We start from the raw sequence: 23,566 nt of genomic DNA on the forward strand, positions 1-23,566 counted from the left end.
GCGGCCTTCCGCACGTCCCTGGCCTGCGCCACCACGACCCTGGCCCTGACCGCCACGGCCTTGACCGCCGCCACGGTTGTTGCCACGGGTCGGACGGCGCGATCGGCTGGAGGCTTCGCCGCTGGCGACGGCAATTTCGATGCCCATCAGCGCTCGATGTCGCGTAGCAGGCGGATTTCGTCCGGAGCGCAGAAGGCGATGGCGATGCCGTCGCGGCCCGCGCGCGCGGTGCGGCCGATACGATGGACGTAGGCATCCGGTACCTCAGGCAGGTCGTAGTTGTAGACATGCGAGACGCCGGGGATGTCGATGCCGCGGGCGGCAACGTCGGTGGCGACGAGAACGCGGATTTCGCCGTCACGGAAGCCCTTGAGGGCCCGTTCGCGCTGACCCTGGCTCTTGTTGCCATGGATGGAGGCGGCGGCAAAGCCGACGTGCTCGAGATGCTTCATCAGCTTCTCGGCGCCGTGCTTGGTGCGCAGGAACACCATGGCGCGGCCATCCGGATTGGCGGAGATCGTTTCTTTCAGGATCTCGGTCTTGTGGTTCTGGCCGGACACGAAGTGGACATACTGCTCCACCTTGTCGGCAGCCTTGCCCGGAGGCGAGACTTCGACCTTGACCGGGTTGGTCAGGTAGTCGGCGGCGAGATCGGCGATTGCCTTCGGCATGGTGGCCGAGAACAGCATGGTCTGGCGCTTGGCCGGGACCATCTTCGAGATCTTGCGCAGATCGTGGATGAAGCCGAGGTCGAGCATCTGGTCGGCTTCGTCGAGGACGAGGTAGCTGACCTGGCCGAGCGACAGGGCGCGGCGGCTGATGAGGTCGAGCAGACGGCCGGGGGTGGCAACGAGAATGTCGGTGCCGCGCTCAAGCTGCAGCTGCTGCTTGTTGATCGAGGCACCGCCGACCACGACATTGATCCTGAGCGCCGTCTTGCGGACGAAGAGCTTCAGGTTGTCGGCGATCTGGTTCACCAGTTCGCGGGTGGGGGCGAGGATGAGCGTGCGGACGGTGCGGTTGTCCGGGCGCTTGGCGTCCTTCAACAGCATTTCGATGATCGGCAGGCCGAAAGCGGCGGTCTTGCCGGTGCCCGTCTGAGCGAGGCCGACGAGATCGCGGCCCTGGAGAACGAGCGGAATAGCCTGCGCCTGGATCGGCGTCGGGGTGGAGAAGTTGTTCTGCGACAGCGTATCGACGATCTGCTTGGAAAGACCAAGCGAGTGAAAATCGGTCAATTCAATACCTTTCGGGGGCGCCAAAGCAAATAGGCCGGATCGCACCATGCGGTCCGGTCTGTCTCTGGCGTCAAGAACCCCGCGTGAAGTGGGAACTTGTAAGTTGGAAAAAGCTTTCCAGCGCATCTGACCGCCTTGGGTGCGGTCTCGTTATATAAAGCGCTTTTGTCCCTCTCTTGCGTACGTCTAAGTCCCGCAGGGCACGCTCACGCGGCGGCCGGAAGGTGAAAGCTGAGGCGCATTTGGTCTTATTCGCGACCAAAGTCAAGGGGTGGCGGGTGCTTTCCTTCATAGATGTGCATATGCCGCCGGAAATCCGGCAGCATCCTTGATCCCGAAATTTCTGAAGGCAGGCTTCTGCGCTCTAAACCCTAGCGGCAGACCTCCACACGATATGGGCGACCCCAGCCATCGTGACGCCATGCCCAATAGCAGCTCGGATAGGGGCGCACATAGACGCGCTCATAGGCAGGGCCGGCATAATAAGCGGGATAGGCGGGGTATGCGGAGTAGTAGGCCGGGTATGCCGGCCTTACCGCTTCGGCCGCGAGCGCGCCGCCGACAATACCGGCAGCAAGGCCGCCGAAGATGGCGCCGCGCTCGGAGGCGGCGGCGTTGGTGGTGGTTACGGCGGCAGCGCTGCCGAGTGTCAGCGCGATCAAGCCGGCCGTTGTTAAAGTACGAAGCACAGACATTGACATCCCTTTCCCAAACACTGGCTTCCCAGCCGAAGCCGAGCCTCACGGTGCGCGGGAATCGGGGCGAACTCGCGGCTAAAAAGAGGGCCGCAACATTAAATTTCGTTCATGATGAAATGAGGGAAAGCGTTTGATTTCCCTTTAGAAATCCGTGGGAACTCCGCCCTCTTTCTTGCGCCTGGCGACAAAGGCGTCGAGCTCTTCCTCGACTGCGGGATCAAGCGGCGGCTGCTCGTAACGCGCAAGCGTTTCCTTGAAGATGCGGTTGGCATGATCGTAGGTTGTGGGCCGCCCGGCCTCTGTCCAGGTCTCGTAATTTCGCCAGTCGGAGAGAATCGGTGAATAGAAGGCGGTCTCGTAGCGCGCGAGCGTATGCGCGGTGCCGAAATAATGTCCGCCCGGGCCGACATCGCGCACGGCGTCGAGCGCCAGGGCATCCTGGCTGACATCCAGGGGCGTCAGGAATTCGGCGACCATCTGCAGCATGTCGACGTCGAGGATGAACTTCTCGAAGGAGGCGGTGAGACCACCTTCGCTCCAGCCGGCCGCATGCAGCACGAAATTGCCGCCGCCCTGCGTCAGGGCCCAGAGGGAAAGGGCCGACTCATAGGCGGCCTGTGCGTCGAGCGTGTTGGAGGCGTTGGTGTTGGAGGTTCGATAGGGGATGCCGTAGCGGCGGGCGAGCTGGCCGCCGCAAATGACAGCCTTCATATATTCTGGCGTGCCGAAAGCAGGCGCACCCGTCTTCATATCGACATTCGAGGTGAAGCCGCCATACATGACCGGCGCGCCCTTGCGCACCATTTGGGTGAAGGCGATGCCGCACAGCGCCTCGGCATTTTGCTGCACCACCGCGCCGGCGATCGTCACCGGCGCCATGGCGCCCGCCAGTGTGAAGGGGGTTACGACGACGACCTGGTTTCGCGACGACATCTCGATGATGCCCTGCAGCATCGGCCCGTCCAGGCGCAGCGGCGAGGAGGAGTTGATGATGGTGAAGAGCGAGGGCTCGCGCTCCATCTGCTCCATGCTGATGCCGCGACCGATGCGAGCGATCTCGATCGCGTCGAGATTACGCTGCTGGCCGAGCGAATAGCAGTGGAACGCCTTGTCCGTGAGTTTCACGATGTCGGAGAGGCAGTCGAGATGGCGCACCGAGGCATGGATATCGATCGGTTCGACAGGGTAGCCGCCGGTCATGTGGATGACGTCGAAGGACTGGGCAAGCTTGATCAGCTTGCGGAAATCTTCCTGATTGCCCGCTCTTCTGCCGCCTTCGCGATCGGCAACGAACGGAGCCGAGGCGACTTGGGCGAAGACGAGGTTGCGGCCGCCGATTTCGACATTTCTAAGAGGATTGCGGGCGTGCAGGGTGAAGGTCGAGGGAGCGGAGGCGATCAACTCCATGATCATGTTGCGGTCGAAGCGGACGCGCTCCTTGCCAGGCGTGACATCGGCGCCGGCTGCTTTCATGCGCTCGCGCGCTTCCGGCAGGATGATGTCCATGCCGATTTCTTCGAGAATGGTCAGCGACGCATTGTGAATATCATCAAGGGCTTCGGGCGACAGAAGCTCCGTGTGGGAAAGATTATTGACCAGGTTCAGATACTTCGCGCTGCTCGGCTTGCGGCTGCGCTCGGCGCCTCGTCCCCCAGCACGTCGACGCCGTTCGGCCGGTACCGCCGCTGTTTCCAGTTCGCTCAGGGCCAGGTTTCCTTCGTCGCTCATCGCACTCACTCCCGATTATCCGCTGGAGGATTCTTGGCAGAGATCGGGCGTGAATACCGTCGTCGTTTGCGACCAAGACATGACCGTTATAGGATAGTGTGTAGTCTGAACGCGACGCTGCCCTATCGGTTAATCATGGTTAACGCCTTGTTAAAGCGGTTCGTGATAGAGCGTCGTTTGATGAACCACTATGCGCGCTGAGAAGAGAGGCTCCGTTTGACCTTGGACGGTGAACTGCTGGAGATAGCGTGCCGCCGGATCGCCAGTCTGGACAGGCCTGCCTACATCAAGAACAGCGAGCTACGCTACGTCGCCGTCAACGAGGCCTATGCGCGTTTTTTCGGCCGCGACATCTCCGATTTCATCGGCAATCGCAGCCACGATCTCCTCGACGCTGGTGAGAGTGCCGAGAGGGAAGACAAGGAGCGCCGAGCTCTCGTCTTCGGCTCCGAGGAAACAACGCTGTGCTTCGACGCCACAGGACGTCGGCGTTCGGGCATTCAGATCGAAAGCTTCTCGGCTTCTGAAGATCGTGTTTATGTCTTCGGGATGTTTCTCGACACCCCGGCTGTCTCGGGCAAGGTCTCGCCTGCGGGTCAAGTGCGAGAGAAGGCCGATGATGTAGGCTTTTTCAGTGCTGTTCTGGAGGATCTGCCGGTCGCGACCTTCGTGCGCGATGCCGACCATCGGCTGATCTATTCCAATGCAGCCCACGCGGCCATCATCGGCCTCGATCGCGAGGAAATGCTCGGCAAGACCGAACATGAAATGTTCGATGTCGGCGCCGACGAATTCTTTGCGGAAAACGAGGCTGCGCTGAGGGAAGGGCGAGAGCACGAATTCGAAAGCGAAATCGTCGATCGGCAGCAGGTGAAACGCCCCGTCAAGATCCGCGTCAATCGCGCGACGACACCTGATGGCAAGCATTACACGATAGGTTCTGTCGCCGATACGTCGGCACTGAAACAGCGAGAGATGCAACTGATCGAAGCGCAAGCCCGCGCCGAGGCGTTGCATCAGGACCTCGACAATATCCTTCGCTCGATGCCGATCGGGGTTCTGATCCATAATAGCGATTACATCGTCGAATACGTCAACGATGCCTGGTACGACATCTCGGAATTCCCGAAGGACGAGCGTTTCGAGGGACGGCCTTATCGTGATCTGATCGCCAAGCATTTTGAACTGGAACGCTTCGGCTCGGATCGCAGCGTCGACGACATCTATGAGGCGCGTCTGGCTGCGCTGCGCAAGGCAGGGCCACATCTGCAGACGGAAGTGAATTTCGCCGACGGCAAATCTGTCATCATCGACGCTCGCCGCATTTCCAATGGCCGGACATTGATGTCCTACACGGACATTTCCTCCGTCAAGCAGCAATCACAGGAGATTACCGAGACGCGGCTTGCGCTGGAGCGACTGGGTGAGCTCATGGCGGATGCGATGGAGGCCATGTCGCAGGGGCTGTTGATCGTGCAGGATGGTACGATCATGCTGGCAAACGACAGGCTTCAGCACATGCTGAAGCTGCCGGCGGAGCTTCTGGAGGTCGGCAAGGACTGGTCCGCCGCTTTTGACTACTGCGCCGCACGCGGAGATTACGGTGACGACGCGGAAACAATACGGCAGTCCTGGAGCGAGAGCATTGCAGCGGGCACGCCGATCTCCTGCGTATTTCAGGTCGTTGGCGGTCGCTGGATACAGCTCGACGGCGCGATCGGCGGTCATCGCCGCTGGACCGTCGTGCTGACCGATGTCACCGATATGAAGGAGCGAGAGGCGGAGCTGCAGCTTCTGCTGGCCCGCAGCAACGCCGCGGATCGCGCGAAGTCTGAATTTCTGACCCATATGAGCCATGAAATCCGTACGCCGATGAATGGCGTTCTCGGCATGGCGGAATTGCTTGCCAAGACCGATCTGGACGCGCGGCAGAAGACATTCGTCGATATCATCGTCAAATCGGGCAATGCGCTTCTCACCATCATCAACGACGTGCTCGATTTCTCAAAGATCGACACGGGCGCGATGCATCTGCGCAAGATGGCGTTTGATCCGGTGGAGGCGGTTGAGGATATCACGACGCTGCTGGCGGCGGCTGCGTCGGAGAAGAATATCGAGTTGATCATGCGCGCTGCGCCCGATGTGCCGGCAGCAGTGCTTGGGGATGCCGGGCGGTTCCGCCAGATCGTCACCAATCTCGTCGGCAATGCGATAAAATTCACCGAGCGTGGCCACGTTCTCGTCGAGCTGGGCAGCCAGCCGATCTTCAGCGAAGACGTCTCGCTGATGCTGCGCGTCGAGGACACCGGCATCGGTATTCCGGATGGGAAGCTCGACAGCATCTTCGAAAAATTCTCGCTCGCGGATTCTTCTTTTGCGCGGCGCCTCGAAGGCTCCGGCCTCGGGCTTGCCATTACGGCCGGCCTGGTCGAACTCTTCGGCGGATCGCTAGCGGTGGAAAGCGAATGGGGCAAGGGCTCCGTCTTTACGGTCTATCTGCCCGTGCCGCTGGTCGTTGATCGCGGCAAACCGTTGGATCTGCCTGCGGACGTCAAGAATGCCGGCATCCTGATCGTCGAGGACAATGAGATCCAGCGGCGCATCCTGACCGAACAGTTGGTGCAATGGGGCTTCGACGGCTATGCGGCCGAGAGCGGCAGTACCGCTCTTGCCATTCTGGACGCCGCTTTCGGCATGGGCGTACCGGTCGATGCCATGATTATCGACTATAGCATGCCTGATATGAATGGTTATGAGGTCGCACGCGCTATCCGTGCCGATCCTCGGTTCGTTTCCCTGCCGGTGATGTTTCTGACATCGATGGGGGTGGTCGGCTACGACAAGGAGCTGACCGCGGTCAACGGTCAAGCGCATCTGATGAAGCCGTTGCGGGCCAATGCGTTGCGCAGCACAGTTATCGACGTGGTCCGCACGTCACGTCGACGCAAGATGATCGGTCAGCCAAGCCCTGTCACCCGGACTATGCCGATAGAGGCGGAAGCTGCCGCCGCGATCGAGGCGACCGAACAGTTGGCCTCGGCGAGACCTGGCAACGCGATCGATGTTCTCGTCGCCGAGGACAACGAGGTTAACCAGATCGTCTTCACACAGATCTTGCAAGCGACTGGCCTGCGTTTTCTTGTCGTGGAAAACGGCGAGGCGGCTGTGGATGCCTGGCGCCAATTGCGGCCCTCTCTGATCCTGATGGATGTCTCCATGCCGGTCATGAACGGTCATCAGGCAACGCGAATGATTCGGCAGTTCGAGGCGCAGAGCGGGCAGGGTTGGCATGTACCGATCATCGGCGTGACGGTGCAGGCGCTTGAGGTCGATCGCGCGATGTGCATGGAGGCTGGCATGGACGACTGCCTGTCGAAGCCGATCAGCCCGGAACTTCTCGAGGCCAAGATCGAACGCTGGCTGGGCGATGCGGTTTTTCAGGCCGGACGCTTCAACAGTTAGGCCGGTTTGACGCCGCAGAGCATTTCTCGCTTGCCGGCGAAGCCCGGCCGCCGCTCGACGGTGAAACCCGTTGCCTGCAGATTGCGGCGCACGAAGCCTGCGGCGGCGTAGGTGGCAAAGGTGCCGTTCGGGACGGTTTTGTCGTAAAGGGCCTGCATCAGCTCCGGCGACCACATGTCTGCATTGCGTGATGGCGCGAAGCCATCGAGAAACCAGGCATCAAAGCCGGATTCTGCATTGCTGACCCCTTCGAGCGCTGGACCGCAGACGACGGTCAGGCGCGTATGGGCATCGAGTTGCAGCGAGACGATGCCTTGGGGATCGCCGGGCCATGCGGCGACGAGGGCCTGCCGTTCGCGATCGATCTCGGGCCAGTGCGACAGGGCGCGATCGATCTGATCAGCCTGCATCGGGTAGAGTTCGAAGGACATGAAATGCAGTTCGGATTCAGGGCCAGCTTGCTGGCGCCATTGACGCCACGTCTCGCAGAAATTCAGGCCGGTGCCGAAACCAAGCTCGCCGATGAGGAATTTCTGCTGTTCTTGCCAGCGCGCCGGCAGGCCATTGCCGGCCAGGAAGACATGGCCGCATTCCAGCCGGCCGTCGGTCTGGCAATAAAAATGATCGCCAAAAGCCGGCGAATAGGGCATATCGCCGTCGCGCCATTCGAGCTCCGGGCTTGCCGCGCTGGTTTCGGACGCCTGCGTCCGATCGGAAACTGGATCTGTCATGGAAAGAGCCGATAATCCTCCGGGGCCTGCCGGTCAATCATCTGTCGATCTTCTGATCGTCGGTGGCGGCATCATGGGCTTGTGGGCAGCCGTTCATGCCGAGCGCCTCGGCATTCGAACGCTGCTGGTCGATGCCGGTCGTTTTGGACAGGGCGCAAGCGGTGGCCTGCTCGGCGCTCTGATGCCGCATATGCCGGACAAGTGGTCCGAGAAGAAGCAGTTTCAGTTCGACGCGCTCGTGGCTCTGGAAGAAGAAGTTGCGGTGCTGGAAGCGGCGGCCGGGCTTTCCGCCGGTTACCGTCGCGCCGGGCGCCTGATCCCGCTGCCGAAGCCGCATCTGCGGGAGATCGCGCTTGGTCATTCGCGGGATGCGCAAACGCATTGGCACCAGGGAGGGCGTGAGTTTCACTGGCATGTGCTCGACGCGGCACCTGTTGCCGGCTGGATTGATCCTGCGGCCGCCGAAAGCGGATTTGTCTTCGACACGCTGGCGGCACGTGTCTCCCCGCGTGCTCTATTGAAAGCGCTGTTGGCCTTTCTTGCGGGTGCCAGGCACGTCCGGCTGCTTGAGGGCGTGAGCGTCCAGGGTATCGATCCGGACAGAGGCGTGGCGACCACGAGTGAAGGTAATATCTTGTTTGCCCGCTGCATCCTGTCGGCCGGACACAGCTCTTTCCCGATACTCGACGGACTGACCCTCGATCGCAAATCCCCTCTGGGTCAACCCGTCAAAGGGCAGGCGGCTCTGCTGAAGGCGGATGTCGACGCCAGCCTGCCGGTGATCTTTCGCGATGGCCTCTATATCGTCCCGCATGAGGGCGGAATGGTTGCCGTCGGCAGCACCAGCGAGAACCGGTTCGAAGATCCGCTATCTACGGATGGCCAGTTGGATGATCTGCTGGCCGCAGCCCGCTCGATGGCGCCGGCCTTGCTGGGAGCTGAGGTCGTCGAGCGTTGGGCCGGTCTGCGGCCGAAGGCGATCGATCGTGACCCGATGGTCGGCGCGCATCCCGTTCATCCCTCATTGATCGCACTGACGGGCGGTTTCAAGGTGAGCTTCGGATTGGCGCATCGGCTGGCGGAAGCGGCTGTATGCGAGGCAGTTGACATGCCGTCTTGCTTCAAGTTGCCGCAGACATTCACCCTGGCAAGTCATATTGCAGTCGTATCACACAAAATGTGAATATACGCCCCCTTCAGGTCGTCAATTTGTCACGCAAATCACCTATCTGCTTGGCCGTCAGCAACCCGCTCGGTCAGCCGGTTTGTCGTGCCTGGGAGGAGATTTTATGCGCTATGCCATTTGCTTCACGCCGTCCGCGAGCGATCCGCTGACGCTTGTGGCCGCAAATTGGCTCGGCCGTAACGTCTATTCCGGCGAGATGGTCGATCCGCCCGCGGTGCGCGGCCTCGGGATCCATGAGATCGCCTTCTATACTGCCGTTCCCCGCCGCTATGGCTTCATGGGTTCGTTGAAGGCGCCTTTCCGCCTGGCGGAAGATGTGTCCGAGGCGGCGTTGCTGCGCGATCTCATGCGGTTTTCCGGCTCGGTCGCGCCCTTCGAAATTCCACGGCTTGAAGTCGCACGGCTCAGCGGCGCCTTAGGCCTCGTGCCGTCCGCACCCAGCCAGCAGATGCATTTTCTCGCCGCGTCGCTGGTTCAGGCTTTCGACCACTATCGCGCACCACTGAGTGAGGCCGAGATCGAACGTATCGATCCGGACGGTCTTTCGGCGACGCAATTTGCCAATTTGCACCGTTGGGGCCATCCGCATGTGATGGATGAATTTCGCTTTCAGATGATGCTGACTGGCACGATCAGCCCCGGCGATATGCTGCGGATCGAGCGGTCGCTGCGTGACTTCTTCGAGCCATCGCTTGCGGCACCAATTCCCGTCTCCAACATCGCGCTGATGATGGAAGATGGTGCAGGCGGTCCCTTCCGGGTGCATTCCCTGCATCCGATGGGCAAGGTCAGCGCCCGCAAGATTGCCTAGGCCAGCGGTGCGGGTCGTATTGGCGGCTTGCCATTGAAGAGAAAGTGATTTTCCTACTTTCCGTCTCGACATTCGCGGCACGGGTGCTACCGTTCTCCTTATTCGAGAAGGTGCTTCAATGTCGGAAAACTACTCCCGTGATCTCATCGGCTATGGCCGCAACACTCCCGATCCGAAATGGCCTGGCGACGCGCGCGTCGCAGTGCAGTTCGTGATCAATTATGAAGAGGGCGGGGAAAGCTGCATTCTCGACGGCGATCCGGGGTCGGAAAATCTGCTGTCCGAGATCGTCGGCGCCGCTTCCTGGCCGAACCAGCGCAATCTCAATATGGAATCGATCTACGAATATGGCTCGCGTGCCGGCTTCTGGCGGCTGTGGCGCATGTTCACCGAGCTGAAGGTTCAGACAACAGTCTATGGCGTGACGCTTGCCATGGCGCGCAATCCCGAGGCAGTTGCCGCGATGAAAGAGGCCGGCTGGGAGATTGCCAGCCACGGCTATCGCTGGCTGGAATACAAGGATTTTTCGGAGGATCTTGAGCGCAAGCACATTTTCGAGGCGGTGCGGCTGCATACCGAGATCACCGGCGAGCGGCCTTACGGCATGTATCAGGGCAAACCCTCAGACAATACGCTGCGGCTCGTCATGGAGGAGGGCGGCTTCCTCTATTCCTCCGATTCCTATGCCGATGATCTGCCCTATTGGGTCGATGGGGTGAACGGCAAGCCGTTCCTGATCATTCCCTACACGCTTGAGACCAATGATATGCGCTTTGCCACGCCGCAAGGCTTCAACTCCGGCGACCAGTTCTTCACCTATCTCAAGGATGCGTTCGACACGCTTTACGAGGAGGGGAAGCAGGGCAGCCCGAAGATGATGTCCGTCGGCTTGCATTGCCGTCTCGTCGGCCGCCCCGGTCGAGCCGCAGCGCTGCGACGCTTCATCGAATATGTCTTGAAGCATGATAAGGTCTGGATCCCCCGGCGCGTCGAGATCGCCAACCATTGGTACGAGCAGCATCTCCCTGGAGGCGCGCGCTGAGATGGTATCGCGCGACGAATTTGTGAGCCGCTTCGGTGGCGTTTTCGAACATTCTCCCTTCATAGCCGAGCGCGCTTATGATGCCGGGGCCATTTTCGAGCCGTTGACATCCGGTGGTGTGCATGCGGGCCTGACGACGTCTTTCCGCGCGGCGAATGCGGATGAGCGGCTTGGCGTCCTGCGAGCTCATCCCGATCTGGCTGGCCGGCTGGCGATTGCCGGCGAGCTCACCGAGGACAGCCGCAAGGAGCAGGCCGGCGCCGGGCTCGACAGGCTGAGCCCCACAGAACATGCCCGCTTCACGGAGCTGAATGCTACCTATGTAACCAAGTTCGGCTTTCCCTTCATTATTGCGGTGAAGGGTCTCGGCAAGGACGATATTCTGGCCGCTTTCGAGACGCGTGTTGGCAACGACCGTGAGGCGGAGTTTGCGACGGCAACGGCGCAGGTGGAGAAGATCGCCCTGTTGCGCCTGCAATCCCTGCTTCCGGAAAGCTGAGATGCGGAGAGTGCTGCCACTTTCAGCCCCTCTCGTGACTTGATATCTGGCTGAAAGAGGGTGTGTGACATGAGTTTGGATCGGCTGGTTACCTATCTCGATCGCATGCAGCGGGCCGCGTCCGAAATCGGCTCGTTTCTGCACGGAGTTGATCGAGATGCCTTTTTCGATGACCTCGAGAAACAACGTGCCGTCGGTATGAATCTGACGTTGCTGGGCGAAGCGGCCTTGCGCATTTCGGAGGAATATCCCGAATTTACCGTTGACCATCCGGATCTGCCTTGGCATGCGCTAGGCGACTTTCGGAATCGAATTGCGCAGGGCTATGTCGACATCGAGCTGACGGCTCTATGGGATATGGCGCGGACCTCAGTTCCGGACCTGCTCTCACTCCTGGACTCCATTCGCCATTGGCGAGCGGAAGGCGAATAATCATAGAATGACACAGCAACTGGACATTCGCCCCCTGACAAAGGCGGCATTCACACCATTCGGCGATGTGATCGAGGCCGATCCGACGACGTTGCGGCTCATCAATGGCGGTACGACGGAGCGTTTTCACGGGCTTGCCAGCGCCGAGGCCATCGGCGATGGGGCACGGGTGATCCTAAATATCTTTCGCGGCCAACCGCGCGCCTTTCCCTATGCGATCGAGATGATGGAGCATCACCCCTTCGGCAGCCAGGCCTTCGTGCCGCTCAACGGTCGGCCCTTCCTGGTGGTCGTTGCGCGGGATGAGGACGGCAAGCCGGGCAAGCCGGAGATCTTCCTTGCACGCGGCGATCAGGGCGTGAATTACCGCGCTAAAGTCTGGCATTATCCATTGATGGCGCTTGGCGAGCAGAGCGATTTCCTCGTCGTCGACCGCGACGGGCCGGGAAACAACCTGGTGGAATTCTTCTTCGATACCCCCTTCATCATCGGAGCACCAACGCTATGACCGGACTGACGACCCATGTGCTCGATACAGCCCTCGGCAAGCCGGCCGAAGGCCTGGTGATCGATCTTTTCAGGATCGAGGGGGATGCCCGTATCCATCTGAAGACGGTGACAACCAATTCGGACGGGCGTGTCGACGGCGGACCCATCCTGATCGGGGACAGCTTCGTTGCCGGCACCTATGAACTGCTGTTCCAAGCCGGTGACTATCTGCGCGCGAGCGGTGCGAAGCTGACGGAGCCGGCCTTTCTCGATCTCGTGCCGATCCGTTTCGGCATTACCGACATAACGGCGCATTATCATGTGCCGTTGCTCATCTCGCCCTATGGCTATTCCACCTATCGCGGGAGCTGAGATATGCGCTTTGCTGTGATTGCGGATATTCACGGTAATCATCTGGCGCTGGAGGCGGTGCTTGAGGATATCCGAAAGCAAGGCATCACCGATATCGTCAATCTTGGCGATTGCTTCAGCGGGCCGCTGACGGCGGGAAAGACCGCCGATATCCTGCTGGGGCTCGATGCCGTGACGGTTCGCGGCAACCATGATCGATACCTGATCGAGCAGGCGCCTGAGGCGATGCACGCCTCCGATAGCGTGGCCTACGCGGAATTGAACGAACGTCATCTCGACTGGCTGCGTAGCCTGCCATTCAGCACCGTCTACCAGAACGAAGCCTATCTCTGCCACGCCGCTCCCGCCAATGACAACGTCTACTGGCTCGAATCCGTCTCGCCGGACGGTCATGTCTATCTGAAGCCGCTGGAAGAGATCGAAGCGCTTGTTGACGGCGTCGAGTTTCCGCTGATCCTGTGCGGCCACAGCCACATTCCGCGTGCCGTTCACCTTTCCGGCGGGCGCCTGATCGTCAATCCCGGCAGCGTCGGCTGCCCGGCCTATGACGACGATCTGCCTTACTATCACAAGGTGGAGGCCGGCCATCCCTTCGCCTCCTATGCTATTCTGGAAAAGCGGGGCGATAGCTGGCTGCCGGTCTTCCGAAATGTGGCCTATGATCATCGGGCGATGGCCGAACTGGCGATGCAGAAGGGCCGCGCCGAATGGGCAAGCGGTCTGGCGACAGGCTGGTTGCGCTAGAGATCGGCGAGAATATCCCGCCCGACCGCTTTGATATCGCGCTTGCCGCAAAGTGCCATCGAAGTATCCAGCTCCTTGCGGATGATTTCGAGCGCCAGCGTCACACCTTCCTTGCCCATGGCGCCGAGGCCGTAGAGGAATGGGCGGCCGATGAAGGTGCCTTTGGCACCGTAAGCGATAGCCTTGAGCACATCCTGACCTGAACGGATGCCGCCATCCATATGCACCTCGATCTTGTCGCCGACGGCGTCGATGATCCTTGGCAGCATGCTGATGGAGGAGTGAGCGCCATCGAGCTGACGGCCGCCATGGTTGGAAACGATGATGGCATCGGCGCCGGTATCCACGGCCGCCCTGGCATCCTCGGGGTCAAGAATACCCTTGATGATCAGCGGGCCGCCCCATTGTTCCTTGATCCAGGCGACATCGCTCCAGGAGAGTTTGGGATCGAACTGCGAATGCGTCCAATGCGACAGCGTCGTCATGTCGGAAATATCCTTGGCATGGCCGATGATGTTGCCGAAGGAATGGCGCTTCGTTTTCAGCATCTCCATGCACCAGCGCGGCCTTATCGCCATTTGCCAGACGTTCTTCGCCGTCATTTTCGGCGGCGCGGAAAGTCCGTTGCGGATGTCGTTGTGACGCTGTCCGAGGATCTGCAGATCGGCCGTCAGCACCAGAGCTGAGCATTTCGCAGCCTTGGCACGCTGGATCAAATTCAGGACGAAATCGCGATCCTTCATGACGTAGAGCTGGAACCAGAAGGGCTGCTTCGTGACCGACGCGATATCCTCGATCGAGCAGATGCTCATGGTCGAGAGCGTGAAGGGAATGCGGAATTCTTCTGCCGCGCGCGCCGCCAGCATCTCGCCATCGGCGTGCTGCATGCCGGTGAGGCCGGTCGGTGCGAGTGCTACCGGCATGGAAGCCTTCTGGCCGACCATCGTGGTTGCCAGAGATCGATCAGACATGTCGACAAGCACGCGCTGGCGCAGCTTGATCCTGGCGAAATCCGCCTCGTTCGCCTGATAGGTCGACTCCGTCCACGAGCCGGAATCGGCATATTGGAAGAACATTTTCGGTACGCGCCGCTGCGCGAGCGTCTTCAGTTCGGCGATGGTAAGCGGCGCGGTCATGGCTGTCTGCCTTCTCGGTGGTTGTCGTGTGGTGGGTTCGGTTTGCCTTATTTCAGGGTCGATTTCATCGGCTTGCCGGCGACGTAGGTTTCGACGACGGCACGGTCGTCGCCCATGGTCTGCAGCAGGAACAGTTCTTCGGTGAGGCTCTTCACCACTTCCATCTTCAGCGCCATCGCCGGTGTCGCGGCGGCGTTGAGGACGATCAGGTCGGCTTCGGTGCCAGCGTCGAGCGTGCCGATCTTGTCGACGAGGGAGAGCGCCTCGGCATTGCCGCGGGTCATGTAATAGTAGCTTTCCAGCGGGTTCAGGCGCTCGCCGAGCAGTTGCTGGATCTTGTAGGCCTCATCCATGGTTCTGAGCATGGAATAGCTGGAGCCGCCGCCGATATCGGTGGCAACACCGATGCGAACGGGCTTTTCGCGGCGTGCCAGTGCCTTCAACGGGAAGAGGCCGGAGCCGAGGAAGAGGTTCGAAGTCGGGCAATGGACGGCGACCGCGCCTGCCTCGCTCATGGCATCGGCCTCGCGCTCGGAAAGGTGGATTGCGTGGCCGAACAGGCTCTTGCGCCCGAGCAGGCCGTAGCGGTCGTAGATGTCGGTATAGTCGATCGCTTCCGGGTAGAGCTCGCAGGTGAAGGCGATCTCGTCGTGGTTCTCGGAAAGATGCGTCTGGATGTGCAGGTCCGGGAATTCGCGGGCAAGCGCAGCCGTCGCCTCCATCTGCGCCGGCGTCGAGGTGATGGCGAAGCGCGGCGTGATAGCGACGTGGTTGCGGCCCTTGCCGTGCCAGTCTGATATCACCTGGCGGGTCTCGTCATAGCCCATTTCAGGCGTATCGAGCAGGCCCTGAGGCGCGTGACGATCCATCATCACCTTGCCGCCGACCATACGCATGTTGCGGCGCATGGCTTCGGAGAAGAAGGCGTCGGCGGAGGTCCTGTGCACGGAGCAATAGGCAACGGCCGTTGTCGTGCCATGGCGGATCAATTCGTCGTAGAAATGCGTGGCGATACGTTCGGCGTGCGCGCTTTCGACGAAGCGGCATTCCTCGGGAAAAGTATAGGTGTTCAGCCATTCCAGGAGGTTGGCGGCATAGGAGGCGATCACTTGCATCTGCGGGAAATGCAGGTGCATATCGATGAACCCCGGCAGGATCAGATGCGGGCGGTGGTCGATTGCGGTGACATTTTCCGGCGCCTGCGCCTTGATGTCGGCATAGGGGCCGGTGGCGACGATGATGCCGTTCTCAATCAGCAGGCCGCCGTCGCTTTCGTAAGCGTAGCTGCCGATATCATCGAGGCTTTGCGGCAGGCGCTTGAAGGACAGCAGTCGGCCGCGCAGAAGGATGGTCATTGGCTCTTTTCTCCGATGGAGCTTTCGAACCAGGCGACCAGCAATTTGCGCTCCTCGGGCGTCACTTCGGTGACGTTGCCCGGAGGCATGGCATGGCTGCGGCCGGCCTGGATATAGATCTCCCGGGCATGCATAGCGATTTCCGCATCATTTTCCAGCATCACATCCTTCGGCGGCCGGACAATTCCCTCATAGACGGGCTCTGCCGCATGGCACATGGAACAGCGTGTCGAGACCATCTGCTTGACGGCCGGGAAATGCGCGTCCGAGGCAAATTGCTGGAAGGCGGGAGCGACCGCATTGGCATCCTTTTCACCGGTCAGCACCTTCGGCACCGTCGAAAGCCACATGATGACGATAAAGAGGACGAGCGTGACGATCCAGGTCCAGGTCGGGCGGCCCTTACGAGCATGCGTGGTGTTGAACCAATGACGGATGGTGACGCCCATCAGGAAGACCAGCGCCGCGATGACCCAATTGTAGGCCGTGCCGAAAGCCAGAGGATAGTGATTCGACAGCATGAAGAAGATGACGGGCAGCGTCAGGTAGTTGTTGTGCAGCGAGCGCTGCTTGGCGATGCGGCCGTATTTCGGATCGGGCGTGCGGCCGGCGATGAGGTCGGCGACGACGACTTTCTGGTTGGGGATGATGATCATGAAGACGTTGGCCGACATGATCGTCGCGGTGAAGGCGCCAAGATGCAGGAAGGCGGCGCGGCCGGTGAACAGATGCGTATAGCCCCAGGCCATGAAGATCAGCACGGCGTAAAGCACCGCCATAAGGCCCCAGGTATTGTTGCCAAGCGGCGATTTGCAGAGCAGGTCGTAAACGATCCAGCCGCCGGCGAGCGAGGCGAGAGAGATCAGGATGGCGACGGGTACGCTGACATCGAGCACATGCCGGTCGATGAGAAAGAGATTGGCGCCGCCATAATAGACGATGCACATCATCAGGAAGCCGGAAAGCCAGGTGAAATAGCTCTCGTATTTGAACCAGGTCAGATGCTCCGGCATCTGCGCGGGTGCCACGAGATATTTCTGGATATGATAGAAACCGCCGCCATGAACCTGCCACTCCTCGCCATAGGCACCAGGCGGAAGGTGCGGGCGCTTCACCAGCCCGAGATCGAGCGCGATGAAATAGAAGGACGAACCGATCCAGGCAATGGCGGTTATGACGTGGAACCAGCGGGCGGCAAAAGCCAGCCATTCCCACGCTATGGCATACTCGTACATGCGGTTCCCCTTCTTCTCTTTCGACTCGACACCTTGCAAAATGTTGAGGTCGGATGGAAGCGGAGAGTTTGATAGGCGCGCCAAAAGCCGTGGTCTTGGCGAATGCCCGCCCACATTATTCCAGCGGTCGGCCGAATTCGGTGAGGAGCCAGTCCCTGAAGGCTCGGATGCGCGGTGTATGGCGCCTGTTTTCCGGATAGGCGACCCAGTAGTCCGCTCCGTCGGTCGAAAGGATATCGAAAGGCTGGATCAGCCGTCCGGAAGCAAGCTCTTCCGCATAGAATTCGGGGGTGAGAACCGCGACACCCTGACCGGCCAAAGCAGCACTTGCCTCGAAGGATTGCGCGCCCAGCCTGCTTCGCGGCCTGCCCTGAAGGCCGGGGTCGGTAACGCCGGCATCCTGGAACCATGTAACCCACCATGGATCACCCGCATCGATGATGCGCAGCTTCAGGAGATCAGCCGGCTCGTGCACGCCGCCGATCGTCTCTGCCAGCGCCGGGCTCAGCATGGGCGTGAAGGTCATTTTCATCAACAAGTGGGCACGCAGGCCGGGCCATGTGCCCAAGCCGGCGCGGACGGCGATGTCGGACGGTTCGCGAGCGAAATCGATGATCGAGCCTGAGGTCGACAGTCGAACGGCGATTTTGGGGTGCTTGAGCTGAAACGAGCCGAGATGGCGTGCGAGCCATTGGGAGGCAAAGGTCGGCGTCGAATGGATGAGAAGCGTGGTCTCGGCGTCGCCGCTGATCGAGGCCATGGCATCCTGCAACATGGCAAAGGCTTCGGCTACTTTTGGCGCCAGCTGCTCCCCGGTCTCGGTTAGTTCGATCTGCCTCGGGCGGCGCAGGAACAGAGGCTCGCCCACGGTCTCCTCAAGCAGCTTGATCTGATAGCTGACGGCCGTCTGCGTCATGCCCAGCTCGTCGCCGGCGCGGGTGAAACTGCCGAGCCTGGCGGCAGCCTCGAAGACGCGCAGGGCATTCAACGGGAAGCGTTTCGACAGCTTCATGGATAAGTTCTCTTTATGCATCCAGACGATAGTTCGATTGGAATTTCAGCATTTTTGGCAGCAAAGTGCAATTCATATCGTTGATTGAATTGAGGTGTTGTCATGGACTGTTATGCTGTGGAACGGATAGAAGTGGCCAAGCCTTCAGGCTTCGCTCGGATTCTGGAATCGTTGGCGCAGGTCTTCACCAGACATGCCGAGCCATCCCCGCATCTGGATCTTGAAGACATGCCGGACCGGGTGAAACGCGATCTGGGTTTCCTGGACGGGCGCGAGCCGCATTATGACGACGTTCGGTTGCGATAGGCTGAAGATGCTGTCGAAGGATCGGTGGCCGTCAGGGCGGCGATGACTTCCGAGCTTGTCAATGTTGGGGGCGTATACCCCCTCTGTCACTTTCGTGACATCTCCCCCACAAGGGGGGAGATTGGTAGCCCGTAGCCTCCACGAGTATCAAACGAATTGATTGCTCGTGGAAACAACGTTGCCATGTTTTGTCAGGTGGCGCGACAAACTCCCAATGATCTCCCCCCTTGTGGGGGAGATGTCACGACAGTGACAGAGGGGGCTTGCTGCGGCAAACACGAGTTCGCTTTGTGGCTTCCGACTTTCTGCATGCCACTTTTGTCTGGCAAGATAGCCATCACATCGCCTTCAGGCGCTCCACCGCCATCAGTACCCGTTCCGGCGTTGCCGGCGCGTCGAGGCGCGGGCAGACGCGGTAATCCGCAACGCTCGCAACCGCCATCGATAATGCTTCAAGCACCGAGATCGGGAGCATGAAGGGCGGCTCACCCACAGCCTTGGAACGGCCAATGGTGGCTTCCGTGTTTTCGGACCATTCGGCAAGGCGTGTGTTGAAGATCTTCGGTCGGTCGGAGGCGAGCGGGATCTTGTAGGTGGAGGGCGCATGCGTGCGCAGACGGCCCTTGGCATCCCACCAGAGCTCCTCGGTCGTCAGCCAGCCCATGCCCTGCACGAAGGCGCCCTCAACCTGGCCGATGTCGATTGCCGGATTGAGGGAGCGGCCGACATCGTGGAGGATATCGGCACGATCGATCAGATATTCGCCGGTCAGCGTGTCGATCGAGACTTCCGAGCAGGCGGCGCCATAGGAGAAATAATAGAACGGCGTGCCGCGGCCGGCCTTGCGATCCCAATGGATCTTCGGCGTCTTGTAGAAACCGGCGGCGGAGAGCTGCACGCGGGCGAAATAGGCCTGCTTGACGAAATTGGGGAAGGGAATTTCGGTGTCGCCGACGCGAACGCGGTTCGGCAGGAACTGTACCTCCTCTGCGCCGACACCCCACTTCTCGATCGCGAAGGCGACAAGCCTTTCCTTGATCTGGCGGGCGGCGTCATAGGCGGCCATGCCGTTCAGGTCGGAGCCGGAGGAGGCTGCCGTTGCCGATGTGTTTGGCACCTTGCCAGTCGTCGTCGCAGTAATTTTCACCCGGTCGATATCGACCTGGAAGCTATCGGCTAGCACCTGCGCGACCTTCGTATAAAGGCCTTGGCCCATCTCGGTGCCGCCGTGGTTCAGGTGAATGGAGCCGTCCTGATAGACATGCACCAGCGCGCCCGCCTGGTTGAAGGCGGTCATGGTGAAGGAGATGCCGAATTTCACCGGTGTCAGCGCGATCCCCTTACGGATGAAGCGGCTGGAGCGGTTGAACTCGATGATGGCCTTGCGCCTTGCCTGATAATCGGCGGTTTCTTCCAGCTCATCGACGATGCGATTGATTATGTTGTCGGTGACTTCCTGATGATAGGGTGTGAGCGTCCGGCCGGAACCGGGCTGGCCGTAGAAGTTGGCGCGGCGGATTTCCAGCGGGTCCTTGCCGAGCGCATAGGCGATCTCTTCGATCATGCGCTCGCCGCCGACCATGCCTTGCGGGCCGCCGAAGCCGCGAAAGGCGGTGTTGGAAACGGTATGCGTCTTCAGCGGCTTCGATGTCAGGTGCACATGCGGATAGAAATAGCTTGAATCCGCATGGAACAGCGCGCGGTCGGTGACCGGGCCGGATAGGTCGGAGGAGAAGCCGCAGCGCGCGGCATAGGTGGCGTCGACGGCATGGATGCGGCCGTCATCGTCGAAGCCGACCTCGTAATCCACCAGGAAGTCGTGGCGCTTGCCGGTGGCGCTCATATCCTCGTCGCGGTCGGGGCGGAACTTGACGGCGCGGCTGAGCTTCTTGGCGGCAACGGCGGCCAGCGCCGCAAACTGGTTGCCCTGCGTTTCCTTGCCGCCGAAGCCGCCGCCCATGCGGCGCACGACGACCGTGACGGCATTGGACGGAATGTTCAGAACATGGCCGACAATATGCTGGATTTCGCTCGGATGCTGGGTGGACGACCAGACGGTGACTTCATCGTCCTCGCCGGGGATCGCCATGGCGATATGGCTTTCGAGATAGAAGTGTTCCTGGCCGCCGATGCGCATCTGCGCCTTGATGCGGTGCTTGGCGTTGGCCATTTCGGTTTCGGGCTCGCCGCGCTTCAGCGTCATCGGCTCGTAGACGAGCGGTGCGCCATTGGCGAGTGCGCCATCGATATCGCTCCAATGCGTGAGGTCGCGGTAGTCAATCTTGGCGAGGCGAGCGGCGCGACGGGCCGCATCGCGCGTTTCGGCGATGACGGCGAAGATCGGCTGGCCGTGAAACTCGACCTTGGTCTCGGCGAGCAACGGCTCGTCATGCATGCCGTTGGAGCTGGTGTCGTTGACGCCGGGAACGTCGGCGCCGGTAAAGACCCAGACGACGCCGGGATAGGCTTTCACGGCTGAAAGATCGATGGAGACGAGTTCGGCATGGGCGCGGTCGGAGAGGCCAAGCGCACCATGCAGCAGCCCGGCTGGTTCGGGAATATCGTCGATGTAGTCGGCGGCTCCGGTCACGTGCTTATGGGCTGAATCATGCTTCAGCGATCCATGCATCGAGCCGTTGATGACGACCTTGCGTTCTTCGAAAGCGGATTTATCCATGGTTCAAGCCTCCGCCGTTGCGAAGCGTTTCAGCTCCTGCGGCGCACCGGATGTCTCCAGATAGAAGCGGAGAAGCAGGTTCTTGGCGGTCAGCTGCCGATATTCGGCGGTGGCGCGCCAATCGGTCAACGGCTTGTAATCGGCATCGAAGGCGGGGCGAACGGCCGTGACGGTCTCTTCCGTCCAGGGCTTGCCAATCAGCTCGGCCTCGACGGTGCGGGCGCGCTTCGGGGTCGCGGCCATGCCGCCGAAGGCGATGCGGATATCAGCGACGTTGCCGGCATCATCGAGCACCAGATGGAAGGCGCCGAGCACGGCCGTAATATCCTCGTCGCGGCGCTTGGTGATCTTGTAGACGGCAAAATGCACATCGTCGGCGGGGTAGGGCACGAAGATGCTTTCGACGAATTCACCGGGATTGCGATCCTGCTTACCGTAGTCGATGAAGAAATCTTCGAGCAACAGACTGCGCGTCCCGGCCACCGAGCGCAGCCTGACGGTTGCGCCAAGGGCGATCAATGGCGGCGGGGAATCGCCGATCGGCGAGCCGTTGGCGATATTGCCGCCGATGGTGCCCATGTTGCGCACCTGCTCGCCGCCGATGCGGTTGATCAAGCCTGAAAGCGCAGGGATCTTCTCGCCGATGGCAGCAAAGGCGCGGCTATAGGTGACGCCGGCGCCGATGGTCAGACCGTCATCTTCGATAGTGATCCTCTGCAGCTCACCCAAATGATTGATGAAAACCACCGGGTTGAGCGTACGCATCTGCTTGGTCACCCAGAGGCCGACGTCTGTGGAGCCGGCGACCACGGTTGCCTTCGGCTCGTCCGCAAGCACTTGCGCCAGGGCTGAGACCGAGCCGGGTACGATCAGGCGATTCTCGCCTTCGGTTACGGTAATGGTGTCGTGGCTCTGCATCGGCCAGAGGCGTGCGATGATATCGGCCCTGGTTTTCTCAAGCGGATCGAAGAGGGCGCTCGGGCGCTTCTCGCTGACCAGTTCGGCCGCCTTGACGATGGGCTCGTAGCCGGTGCATCGACAGAGGTTACCCTGGAGCGATTTCTCGATCTGAGCCCGGCTCGGCTTTTCGGTCGAGAGCCAGAGGCCGTAGAGCGACATGATGAAGCCCGGCGTACAGAAACCGCATTGAGAGCCATGGCAATCGACCATGGCCTGCTGCACGGGATGCAGCGTGCCATTCTGGGCAGCCAGATGTTCGACAGTGACGACGTGGGTCGCATGCAGCGAGCCGACGAAGCGGATGCAGGCGTTGACCGACTCATAGTGAAGGCCGCCGTCGATCAACCGTCCGACCAGCACCGTACAGGCGCCGCAGTCGCCTTCCGCGCATCCCTCCTTCGTTCCCGTCAGGCGGCGCTTCAGGCGCAGGAAATCGAGCAGCGTCTCGGTGGGGCGCAGATTGGAGAGCGTAATATCCTCGCCGTTGAGGATAAAGCGGATGCTGTCGTTCATGTCGTTCCCGAATTCTCTGTCGTTGGCCGGGGCCGGAAGCGCCTGTGCGAAGCCGGCCCTAACCGTCTATCGTTATGCCGCGGTCCAGCCACCGTCAATCGAGACGTGTGTTCCGGTGACCTGGCGCGCCTCGTCACTGGCGAGATAGAGCGACAAGGCGCCGATCTCTTCGGCCTTGACGAATTCATGCGTCGGCTGCGCCTTGAGGATGACTTCGGCCTTGACCTGTTCCTCGGTCATCCCGCGCGCCTTGGCCGTGTCCGGTATCTGCTTTTCGACAAGCGGGGTCAGCACGTAGCCGGGGCAGATGGCATTCACCGTGACGCCGAACTCGGCAAGCTCGAGCGCTGCCGTCTTGGTCAGGCCCAATATACCATGTTTTGCCGCGACATAGGCGGATTTGAAGGGCGAGGCGACGAGGGCATGCGCCGAAGCGATGTTGATGATGCGGCCGTATTTCCTGGCTTTCATCAATGGAATGGAGGCGCGGATCGTGTGAAAGGAGCTGGACAGGTTGATCGCAATGATCTGGTCCCACTTCTCGATCGGAAAGTCCTCGATCTTCTCGACATGCTGGACGCCGGCATTGTTGACGAGGACATCGACGCTGCCGAAGGTCGAATTGGCTGTGGCGATCAGGTCGGCGATCTCGGCGGGCTTTGTCATGTCGGCGGGATGATAGATCACCTTGCCGCCGCCGGAGGCTTCAAGCTTGCTCTTGATCGCATCGATTTCTTCCGGCTTTCCGAAGCCGTTGATGACGACGTTATCGCCCTTGGCGGCGAAGGCGGTGGCGATGGCAAGGCCGATACCGCTCGTGGAACCGGTGACGACAACTGTTCTAGCCATGATCTTCTCCTTGGACAGCGCAGCGTCTTGCTGCAGCGCAAAAGTAGCTTGAGCCTATTCCCAAATCTGTAGATATGGCAATCGCATTGAG

Annotated in this window: 20 protein-coding genes and 1 pseudogene; 10 read left to right on the forward strand and 11 right to left on the reverse strand. The window is 60.6% G+C overall.

What is annotated here, in order from left to right; translation table 11 throughout:
- From BSK43_RS17105 to BSK43_RS17115, 3 genes and pseudogenes are all read right to left on the reverse strand, one after another.
- Positions 1-1,286: pseudogene (locus tag BSK43_RS17105) on the reverse strand (DEAD/DEAH box helicase); the annotation flags it as partial.
- Positions 1,287-1,609: 323 nt separating this feature from the next.
- The gene (locus BSK43_RS17110; protein WP_077471877.1) at positions 1,610-1,933 is read right to left on the reverse strand and encodes a hypothetical protein; all 324 of its coding nucleotides are present in this window, start codon (positions 1,931-1,933) and stop codon (positions 1,610-1,612) included.
- Between the two features lie 144 nt (positions 1,934-2,077).
- Positions 2,078-3,664, reverse strand: coding sequence for a trimethylamine methyltransferase family protein (locus BSK43_RS17115; protein WP_077471876.1), 1,587 nt, complete (start codon positions 3,662-3,664; stop codon positions 2,078-2,080).
- A 216-nt stretch (positions 3,665-3,880) separates the two neighbouring features.
- On the opposite strand from BSK43_RS17115, the gene BSK43_RS17120 reads away from it, so the two are divergent.
- Entirely contained in the window at positions 3,881-7,126 is a 3,246-nt protein-coding gene (locus BSK43_RS17120) for a response regulator (RefSeq protein WP_077471875.1), read from the forward strand.
- Here the strand turns inward: BSK43_RS17120 and mnmD are convergent.
- A complete protein-coding gene (mnmD, locus tag BSK43_RS17125) occupies positions 7,123-7,857 on the reverse strand; it encodes a tRNA (5-methylaminomethyl-2-thiouridine)(34)-methyltransferase MnmD (RefSeq protein WP_077471874.1) in 735 nt (244 codons plus the stop codon). The two genes, BSK43_RS17120 and mnmD, sit on opposite strands and share 4 nt — an antisense overlap.
- Between mnmD and BSK43_RS17130 the strand changes: the two genes are divergently transcribed.
- The 8 genes from BSK43_RS17130 to BSK43_RS17165 all read left to right on the forward strand — a co-directional run bounded on the left by BSK43_RS17130 (position 7,856) and on the right by BSK43_RS17165 (position 13,432).
- Complete coding sequence (locus tag BSK43_RS17130) at positions 7,856-9,040, forward strand: FAD-binding oxidoreductase (RefSeq protein WP_077471873.1); 1,185 nt, start codon at positions 7,856-7,858, stop codon at positions 9,038-9,040. The two genes, mnmD and BSK43_RS17130, sit on opposite strands and share 2 nt — an antisense overlap.
- 106 nt (positions 9,041-9,146) lie before the next feature.
- The gene (locus BSK43_RS17135) at positions 9,147-9,854 is read left to right on the forward strand and encodes a DUF1045 domain-containing protein (RefSeq protein WP_077471872.1); all 708 of its coding nucleotides are present in this window, start codon (positions 9,147-9,149) and stop codon (positions 9,852-9,854) included.
- Positions 9,855-9,972: 118 nt separating this feature from the next.
- The gene (puuE, locus tag BSK43_RS17140) at positions 9,973-10,896 is read left to right on the forward strand and encodes an allantoinase PuuE (RefSeq protein ID WP_077471871.1); all 924 of its coding nucleotides are present in this window, start codon (positions 9,973-9,975) and stop codon (positions 10,894-10,896) included.
- A 1-nt stretch (position 10,897) separates the two neighbouring features.
- Positions 10,898-11,395 carry a 2-oxo-4-hydroxy-4-carboxy-5-ureidoimidazoline decarboxylase gene (uraD, locus tag BSK43_RS17145; RefSeq protein ID WP_077471870.1) on the forward strand — a complete coding sequence of 166 codons (498 nt, stop codon included), beginning with the start codon at positions 10,898-10,900 and terminating at the stop codon, positions 11,393-11,395.
- A gap of 69 nt (positions 11,396-11,464) precedes the next feature.
- On the forward strand, positions 11,465-11,827 hold the full coding sequence (locus tag BSK43_RS17150; RefSeq protein ID WP_077471869.1) for a HepT-like ribonuclease domain-containing protein: 363 nt from the start codon (positions 11,465-11,467) through the stop codon (positions 11,825-11,827).
- A gap of 7 nt (positions 11,828-11,834) precedes the next feature.
- Positions 11,835-12,335 (forward strand): ureidoglycolate lyase, encoded by a 501-nt coding sequence (locus tag BSK43_RS17155; protein ID WP_077471868.1) that lies wholly within the window; start codon positions 11,835-11,837, stop codon positions 12,333-12,335.
- Entirely contained in the window at positions 12,332-12,688 is a 357-nt protein-coding gene (gene uraH, locus BSK43_RS17160) for a hydroxyisourate hydrolase (RefSeq protein ID WP_077471867.1), read from the forward strand. Before BSK43_RS17155 ends, uraH begins: the two co-directional genes overlap by 4 nt.
- A gap of 3 nt (positions 12,689-12,691) precedes the next feature.
- Entirely contained in the window at positions 12,692-13,432 is a 741-nt protein-coding gene (locus tag BSK43_RS17165) for a metallophosphoesterase family protein (RefSeq protein ID WP_077471866.1), read from the forward strand.
- Here the strand turns inward: BSK43_RS17165 and BSK43_RS17170 are convergent.
- From BSK43_RS17170 to BSK43_RS17185, 4 genes are all read right to left on the reverse strand, one after another.
- Positions 13,429-14,568: an alpha-hydroxy acid oxidase gene (locus tag BSK43_RS17170; RefSeq protein ID WP_077471865.1), complete on the reverse strand. Its 1,140-nt coding sequence runs from the start codon at positions 14,566-14,568 to the stop codon at positions 13,429-13,431. The genes BSK43_RS17165 and BSK43_RS17170 overlap by 4 nt on opposite strands.
- 47 nt (positions 14,569-14,615) lie before the next feature.
- Positions 14,616-15,923, reverse strand: coding sequence for a guanine deaminase (guaD, locus tag BSK43_RS17175; protein ID WP_077471864.1), 1,308 nt, complete (start codon positions 15,921-15,923; stop codon positions 14,616-14,618).
- Complete coding sequence (locus tag BSK43_RS17180; RefSeq protein WP_077471863.1) at positions 15,920-17,158, reverse strand: urate hydroxylase PuuD; 1,239 nt, start codon at positions 17,156-17,158, stop codon at positions 15,920-15,922. Before BSK43_RS17180 ends, guaD begins: the two co-directional genes overlap by 4 nt.
- Before the next feature lie 115 nt (positions 17,159-17,273).
- Complete coding sequence (locus BSK43_RS17185; protein ID WP_068388571.1) at positions 17,274-18,191, reverse strand: LysR substrate-binding domain-containing protein; 918 nt, start codon at positions 18,189-18,191, stop codon at positions 17,274-17,276.
- Positions 18,192-18,272: 81 nt separating this feature from the next.
- Here BSK43_RS17185 and BSK43_RS35740 point away from each other — a divergent pair, with 81 nt between their 5' ends.
- On the forward strand, positions 18,273-18,476 hold the full coding sequence (locus BSK43_RS35740; protein WP_077471862.1) for a hypothetical protein: 204 nt from the start codon (positions 18,273-18,275) through the stop codon (positions 18,474-18,476).
- A gap of 337 nt (positions 18,477-18,813) precedes the next feature.
- Here BSK43_RS35740 and xdhB read toward each other — a convergent pair whose 3' ends face one another.
- From xdhB to BSK43_RS17205, 3 genes are all read right to left on the reverse strand, one after another.
- Positions 18,814-21,153, reverse strand: a complete 2,340-nt coding sequence (gene xdhB / locus BSK43_RS17195) for a xanthine dehydrogenase molybdopterin binding subunit (protein ID WP_077471861.1) — start codon at positions 21,151-21,153, stop codon at positions 18,814-18,816.
- A 3-nt stretch (positions 21,154-21,156) separates the two neighbouring features.
- Positions 21,157-22,626: a xanthine dehydrogenase small subunit gene (gene xdhA / locus BSK43_RS17200; RefSeq protein ID WP_077471860.1), complete on the reverse strand. Its 1,470-nt coding sequence runs from the start codon at positions 22,624-22,626 to the stop codon at positions 21,157-21,159.
- A 72-nt stretch (positions 22,627-22,698) separates the two neighbouring features.
- Positions 22,699-23,475 carry a 3-hydroxybutyrate dehydrogenase gene (locus tag BSK43_RS17205; protein WP_077471859.1) on the reverse strand — a complete coding sequence of 259 codons (777 nt, stop codon included), beginning with the start codon at positions 23,473-23,475 and terminating at the stop codon, positions 22,699-22,701.
- Positions 23,476-23,566: the final 91 nt, after the last annotated feature.

The sequence above is a fragment of the Rhizobium sp. P44RR-XXIV genome (assembly GCF_001999485.2).
GTDB lineage: Bacteria > Pseudomonadota > Alphaproteobacteria > Rhizobiales > Rhizobiaceae > Rhizobium.

Coding starts and splice junctions, on each gene's coding strand:
- BSK43_RS17110 (WP_077471877.1), bottom strand. CDS start 1,933: ATGTCTGTGCTTCGTACTTTAACAACGGCCGGCTTGATCGCGCTGACA.
- BSK43_RS17115 (WP_077471876.1), bottom strand. CDS start 3,664: ATGAGCGACGAAGGAAACCTGGCCCTGAGCGAACTGGAAACAGCGGCG.
- BSK43_RS17130 (WP_077471873.1), top strand. CDS start 7,856: ATGGAAAGAGCCGATAATCCTCCGGGGCCTGCCGGTCAATCATCTGTC.
- mnmD (WP_077471874.1), bottom strand. CDS start 7,857: ATGACAGATCCAGTTTCCGATCGGACGCAGGCGTCCGAAACCAGCGCG.
- BSK43_RS17135 (WP_077471872.1), top strand. CDS start 9,147: ATGCGCTATGCCATTTGCTTCACGCCGTCCGCGAGCGATCCGCTGACG.
- puuE (WP_077471871.1), top strand. CDS start 9,973: ATGTCGGAAAACTACTCCCGTGATCTCATCGGCTATGGCCGCAACACT.
- uraD (WP_077471870.1), top strand. CDS start 10,898: ATGGTATCGCGCGACGAATTTGTGAGCCGCTTCGGTGGCGTTTTCGAA.
- BSK43_RS17150 (WP_077471869.1), top strand. CDS start 11,465: ATGAGTTTGGATCGGCTGGTTACCTATCTCGATCGCATGCAGCGGGCC.
- BSK43_RS17155 (WP_077471868.1), top strand. CDS start 11,835: ATGACACAGCAACTGGACATTCGCCCCCTGACAAAGGCGGCATTCACA.
- uraH (WP_077471867.1), top strand. CDS start 12,332: ATGACCGGACTGACGACCCATGTGCTCGATACAGCCCTCGGCAAGCCG.
- BSK43_RS17165 (WP_077471866.1), top strand. CDS start 12,692: ATGCGCTTTGCTGTGATTGCGGATATTCACGGTAATCATCTGGCGCTG.
- BSK43_RS17170 (WP_077471865.1), bottom strand. CDS start 14,568: ATGACCGCGCCGCTTACCATCGCCGAACTGAAGACGCTCGCGCAGCGG.
- guaD (WP_077471864.1), bottom strand. CDS start 15,923: ATGACCATCCTTCTGCGCGGCCGACTGCTGTCCTTCAAGCGCCTGCCG.
- BSK43_RS17180 (WP_077471863.1), bottom strand. CDS start 17,158: ATGTACGAGTATGCCATAGCGTGGGAATGGCTGGCTTTTGCCGCCCGC.
- BSK43_RS17185 (WP_068388571.1), bottom strand. CDS start 18,191: ATGCATAAAGAGAACTTATCCATGAAGCTGTCGAAACGCTTCCCGTTG.
- BSK43_RS35740 (WP_077471862.1), top strand. CDS start 18,273: ATGGACTGTTATGCTGTGGAACGGATAGAAGTGGCCAAGCCTTCAGGC.
- xdhB (WP_077471861.1), bottom strand. CDS start 21,153: ATGGATAAATCCGCTTTCGAAGAACGCAAGGTCGTCATCAACGGCTCG.
- xdhA (WP_077471860.1), bottom strand. CDS start 22,626: ATGAACGACAGCATCCGCTTTATCCTCAACGGCGAGGATATTACGCTC.
- BSK43_RS17205 (WP_077471859.1), bottom strand. CDS start 23,475: ATGGCTAGAACAGTTGTCGTCACCGGTTCCACGAGCGGTATCGGCCTT.